The sequence below is a fragment of the Streptomyces sp. NPDC097129 genome (genome assembly GCF_055668065.1).
In genome coordinates, this window is record NZ_JBVOQE010000075.1 from 1 (window position 1) to 1,243 (window position 1,243).

Annotated in this window: 2 protein-coding genes; both read left to right on the forward strand. The window is 65.5% G+C overall.

Going from position 1 to position 1,243, the window contains the following annotated elements; genetic code table 11:
• Nucleotides 1–175 (forward strand): cytidine/deoxycytidylate deaminase family protein (locus AC0B9F_RS38200; protein ID WP_472010420.1); only part of this gene is annotated, 175 nt, incomplete at its 5' end.
• A partial coding sequence (locus tag AC0B9F_RS38205; RefSeq protein WP_472010418.1) for a thymidine phosphorylase occupies nucleotides 168–1,243 on the forward strand: 1,076 nt, incomplete at its 3' end. The genes AC0B9F_RS38200 and AC0B9F_RS38205, both read left to right, overlap by 8 nt.

Below are 1,243 nucleotides of genomic sequence, written 5' to 3' on the forward strand. Positions count from 1 at the left end.
GTGCTGTGACGCGAAGGGCTCGATTCTGATGCCGTGCGGCCGGTGCAGACAGCTTCTCCTCGAGCACGGCGGGGGTGAGATGCTTGTCGACACGAGCAGTGGGTTCAAGCCGCTGAGCGAGCTGTTGCCTGATGCTTTCGGGCCGGAACAAGCAGAGGGGCTCCGCCATGTTTGACGCAGTTTCCATCATCGGCGCCAAGCGTGACGGCCGCGAGCTGTCGGGAACCGAGATCGACTGGATAGTTCAGGCGTTCACACAGGGGGTCGTCGGCGACGAACAGATGTCGGCGCTCGCGATGGCGATCTATTTCCGAGGAATGTCGCGAGCAGAGACCGGCCGATGGACCGAGGCGATGATCGAATCCGGCGGGAGGATGGACTTTTCGGACTTGCCGCTGCCCACCGTCGACAAGCATTCGACCGGTGGCGTGGGGGACAAGATCACCCTTCCGCTCGCGCCCCTCGTCGCTGCGTGTGGTCTTGCAGTCCCGCAGTTGTCGGGCCGCGGACTCGGCCACACCGGTGGAACTCTCGACAAGCTCGAGGCCATTCCAGGTTGGCGAGCCGAGCTCACGGCGACGGAGATGGTCGACATTCTCTCGGACCCGAAAATCGGCGCGGTGATCTGCGCTGCCGGAGCGAATCTGGCCCCCGCGGACAAGAAGCTCTACGCGCTGCGCGACGTGACCGGAACGGTGGAATCCATTCCGCTGATCGCAAGTTCGATCATGAGCAAGAAGATTGCCGAGGGAACCGGCGCCCTGGTGCTCGACGTCAAAGTCGGTTCCGGAGCGTTCATGAAAGACCTCGGCGACGCGCGAGAGTTGGCACGCACGATGGTCGAGCTTGGCAACGACGCCGGCGTGCGTACAAGCGCTCTCATCACCGGGATGGACACCCCGCTCGGATTGACGGCGGGCAACGCCCTCGAGGGACGTGAATCCGTCGAGGTGCTGGCAGGAGGCGGGCCCTCGGACGTCGTCGAGCTGACCCTGGTCCTGGCTCGGGAGATGCTGTCCGCGGCTGGGATCGACGGGATCGACCCAGCAGACAAACTGGCCGACGGCACGGCCATGGACCGGTGGCGCGCGATGATCGCCGCCCAAGGTGGGGACCCACACGCGACGCTGCCGACAGCTCGGCACAGCGACGTCGTCACCGCGGACCGAGACGGCGTACTGACCCGACTCGACGCCATGGCGGTGGGCATCGCGGCCTGGAAACTGGGAGCCGGACGCGAACG